The sequence below is a fragment of the Bacteroides sp. 2201st1_D9_2201SCRN_220225 genome (genome assembly GCF_040928965.1).
GTDB lineage: Bacteria > Bacteroidota > Bacteroidia > Bacteroidales > Bacteroidaceae > Bacteroides > Bacteroides stercoris.
Window position 1 is genome coordinate 1 of record NZ_JBCODG010000140.1, and the last position, 3,712, is coordinate 3,712.

The 3,712-nt window shown below is 47.6% G+C and carries 7 protein-coding genes and 2 pseudogenes; all 9 read right to left on the reverse strand.

The genetic code is table 11. The features are described 5' to 3' along the window. Window positions 1-350, reverse strand: a pseudogene (locus tag AB5903_RS21990) (hypothetical protein); the annotation flags it as partial. 12 nt (window positions 351-362) lie between these two features. Continuing rightward, window positions 363-905, reverse strand: coding sequence for a DUF3575 domain-containing protein (locus AB5903_RS21995; protein WP_237975353.1), 543 nt, complete (start codon window positions 903-905; stop codon window positions 363-365). After that, window positions 902-1,195 carry a DUF3127 domain-containing protein gene (locus AB5903_RS22000; RefSeq protein WP_130088969.1) on the reverse strand — a complete coding sequence of 98 codons (294 nt, stop codon included), beginning with the start codon at window positions 1,193-1,195 and terminating at the stop codon, window positions 902-904. The genes AB5903_RS21995 and AB5903_RS22000 overlap by 4 nt, the downstream gene beginning before the upstream one ends. A gap of 136 nt (window positions 1,196-1,331) precedes the next feature. Next, on the reverse strand, window positions 1,332-1,517 hold the full coding sequence (locus tag AB5903_RS22005) for a hypothetical protein (RefSeq protein WP_368118292.1): 186 nt from the start codon (window positions 1,515-1,517) through the stop codon (window positions 1,332-1,334). A 7-nt stretch (window positions 1,518-1,524) separates the two neighbouring features. Beyond that, window positions 1,525-1,764 carry a hypothetical protein gene (locus AB5903_RS22010; RefSeq protein ID WP_368118293.1) on the reverse strand — a complete coding sequence of 80 codons (240 nt, stop codon included), beginning with the start codon at window positions 1,762-1,764 and terminating at the stop codon, window positions 1,525-1,527. Window positions 1,765-1,780: 16 nt separating this feature from the next. Further along, entirely contained in the window at window positions 1,781-2,059 is a 279-nt protein-coding gene (locus AB5903_RS22015; RefSeq protein ID WP_004288829.1) for a hypothetical protein, read from the reverse strand. Next, window positions 2,056-2,403 (reverse strand): hypothetical protein, encoded by a 348-nt coding sequence (locus AB5903_RS22020; protein WP_368118294.1) that lies wholly within the window; start codon window positions 2,401-2,403, stop codon window positions 2,056-2,058. Before AB5903_RS22020 ends, AB5903_RS22015 begins: the two co-directional genes overlap by 4 nt. 133 nt (window positions 2,404-2,536) lie before the next feature. Continuing rightward, window positions 2,537-3,261: pseudogene (locus tag AB5903_RS22025) on the reverse strand (DUF2786 domain-containing protein). A 10-nt stretch (window positions 3,262-3,271) separates the two neighbouring features. Further along, window positions 3,272-3,712 (reverse strand): hypothetical protein (locus AB5903_RS22030; RefSeq protein WP_368118295.1); only part of this gene is annotated, 441 nt, incomplete at its 5' end.

Here is a 3,712-nt window from a genome sequence, read left to right on the forward strand (position 1 = left end):
CATTTGTTGCTGATCAGCTCACCGGGTACTGTGACGATGAAATCCAGGTTGATCTTGCCGTTCCTTTCCGCCACCTGTTTGCTCTTTGCCACGACGGTGATCTCGGAGAGCTCCATCTGGGTAATGTATTCACCCGTAACGCTGTCTTTCGTGGCCTCGGTCACGATATGCTCCTTCCCTTTGTCATCCGTCCATGTTATCTGCCGGGGCAGGCGGAAGCCGGTATCTGTAACCGCTTCTTTCATTTGAGGCTGGGAAATGCGTACACGTGCCAGCTTGTGGTCTGTAACACATGAGACAAGCAGTCCCGAGAGCAACGCGTAGGGTATGATACGTCTTGTATTTCTCATCAGTGGGGAAAATTAAAAAAGGTAAACCATGTTCAGTGCGGCGCGGGTAGGAAGAAAATGCCAGCCGTAGTCCTTTTCCACAAGGTCACCGCAACGTTTGCACAGGTATTTGTCATATCCCAGCCACACTGCCCCGGCTCCGAGCTCCCACTCAAGGTTCCAGCGTCGTCCCAGTTGGTATGCCCGCCCGATACTTATACCCACACCGTAACCTTCACCCTCATAGCGGTATTTACTGCCGAAAAGGTTGCCTACACTGTATGTACCGGCAGTGCCATGCATGCCGATGAACCCGCCCATATAGCTCTCAAGCAGCCAGTAGCGTACACCGGGCGATGCATAGAAATTGCGGAACTGGCGGTTCTTCGAAAACTTGAAAGGGTTGTACTGAAGCGGCAGGTGCAGCGACCATTTGCGGTCCAGTGTCATGGACGCTTCCAGGTTCAGGTTGGCCGTAGCCAGACCGAGTATGTTGGTACGCAGCGAATAGGACTGCGCCGATACGGCCAGGCCGCAGGCGAGGAATCCCGCCAGAAGAAATGCCTTCTTTATCATACCGGCTTGCCCTCCTTTTCCTTGATGACAACCACTTCCCAGGCAGTCAGGGTATTGAACCAACGGTTCTCCCACTGGCGGGCGGCACAATCGAATTTCACATGCACAGTCTGGCCGACCTCGACGGCATACCGGTCAATGTTGGCGTTCATCAACTGAAGGCACAGGCTCTGCGGCTTGTTTTCCTCTGTCTCGAGAACGAATTCCCGGCTCTTCCATTCATTGCCGGATGTCTTGCCGATCCCATCCCTGATGGGAAGAACGGCGATGATTTTTCCTTGTATTTCCATTTTTATTAATATTGATTTGATGTGATTTTACAATGTCTTTTTGAAACTTTTATTCATGAACAGATGCATGTTTGGCAGTCAATAATTACCTTAAGATCCATATCGGAAGATAATAACCTACAGGTCTTAAGATACTTCAGTGACCGGTCAGCCAGTCCAACAATTCCTGATAGTTCCGGCCTGCACAGTGTTTGACGCACCAGAGTCTTATCGGACGTTTATATATCGGAGTCTGCCTGTACCAGTTGTAGGCATATTCAGCATCTTCCATGCTGTGGGTTCCGGTATATTTCCAAATCAGCATTTTAATCAGTCGTTTCATCCTTTTTTCATTTTACGCTATTCAGCCAGTTCAATGCTTTTTGCATATCACTTGTATAGTCGGCACTATAGATATACGGGACTTCATCACCGGCCTTGTATTCCCGGTCATTGTCGGTTTCTCCTACAATAAACTCCATATTTGAAGTACCTAATTTAAACACGCCTATACAATAGGTTGTGCCGTCTCTTTCAGCACTCTTTTGGGTTGCCAAGAGGAAAATTCTTTCTGCATCTGATTTATTCATGACTTTAATGTTTTGATTACTCTCCTTTCCGCGGAATACGGATATATTTTCTGAAAAGGTAGCTGCAGCTCTTTGACAGGCGTAGCCGGAAGGTCTCCTCACGAGGGAGCACTTCCAATGTTACCGCTATGGGAATATCCTGCCAGGTGATGCCGGGAAACATTTCCTTGAACGCTCCCTGGGGAATATGCAGGGCTTCCTTGCCGATCCATATGCCGGTATCCCTTTCAGGCTTGTAAGTGAAAAGATGCCCCGTACCGTCATAGTCCACAGCAAACCAGAATGTATTCCTCATGGCTTACCGTTGCCCGGTTCTTCCCCGGGAAAGATAACAGTTCCTTCTCCCAACAGGCATTTCACTTTCGTAACCGATATGATGCATACCAGGTTGTCCGGCTTTCCTTCCACATGGATGTGCCATTGAGGTTCGGCATCCTTTCCTGCATCAAAATGCAGGGGGTTGGTACGCGGATATTTGGCATCCAGTTCCTCTATCCGGCAATGGATTTCTTCTTTCAGGTCATCCAATGTATTCCGGTCCTTGAGCAGGCAGTCCTTGAACTTCAGAATATACTCCTGGAGTTCACTGCCTTTCCTGTTTACCGACGCATAAGTCTGTATATAATGTATAAAGTACATATTATTATGGTTTTAATGACTTATTCAATCTCTTCACCCCACAAATCCAGATCACTGGGGGCATGCATGGCAGAATAACAGAACCACACCCAACCCAGTATATATACAGTGGCAAAAACTATCCAGAATACTCTCATATACATCCTCCTTTTATTTGCCTGTTCAGACTGATACTCCGGCCATCACCCATGCCTGAATAATAGGCGGAATAGTCGGTCTGTGTATTTCTTGTCAGGACTTTTTTACATATCCTGATTTTCTCCAGGAACTTGTCGATGAGTGCGCCCTGACAAAGTACCAAGGCGGTATCACGAACTGTTTCCACCGAAAGATTGTGCATGGCTTCAAACTGTTCTCTCAGCCCGGGTGACACTCCCTCAAGATATGAGCGGATATATTTTTTTTTGTATTTCCCGGTACGATAATAGCCCCGTTTTGATGACACGTACTCCAGATGTCTTTATTCGCCAGCCTGCGGAAGGCGGAACACAGATAATCATACAGGATGCTTACGGCTGCAATGTTTTCTTCGGTTCCAACGATGATCATGTCTGTGGTTCCTTGATAAATGAGCAGCCGGCAGTAGTTATATTGACACAGGACATGAAGCAGGTCACGCTTCCAGTAACTGCCGAATGTATCCTTGAAACTGAACCTATCGGATGTCCTTATCTGGAACTTCTCCTCCGGCTGTCTGTCATTTATGTCAAGCAGGGAGAGGTTATACTCCCTCAGAAGCCGGTTCACCAGTATGGCCGCATTGTTTGCCTCTCCTTCCGAGGTTGTCGACTCCTTCAGGCGTATCAGCTTGCGGATACGCTCCATGATTTTATCCGGTATGTCATTCTCCTGTTTCATATTTGATTGCTTAATCTTCATCAAAATCATCCTTCTGTAAATCGTAGCCGGTCAGTACGGCTTCTTTCAATGCCGCTTTCAGGTCATTCGACGAGCCGGATGACAACAGTCTTTCGGCAATCTCTTCCGCACGCTCTTCAAGGCTCTTCTTTTCTTCTGTACTGAAAGTGACAGTCCCGAACCGGGTGGTGTATCTTTTCCCTTCAATTGTAATATTCTGGGAGAAGTTTACGCGGGCGGCATTACACCTGACCGACTCCCTGGCCAGACGGTTTCCGAACCATCCTGCAAAGGCCATGAGATCCGTATAGGAACCGGCTGCCTTATCCATGCAACACTCAAGGTTTTGTCTCATTCCTTCTTCAAACATGGCTCTTGCAAATGTCTCTCCGGAATTGCAGCCGCTACGTTCTGTTACATCCCGGTATATTTCTTCAAATGTTTTCATTAT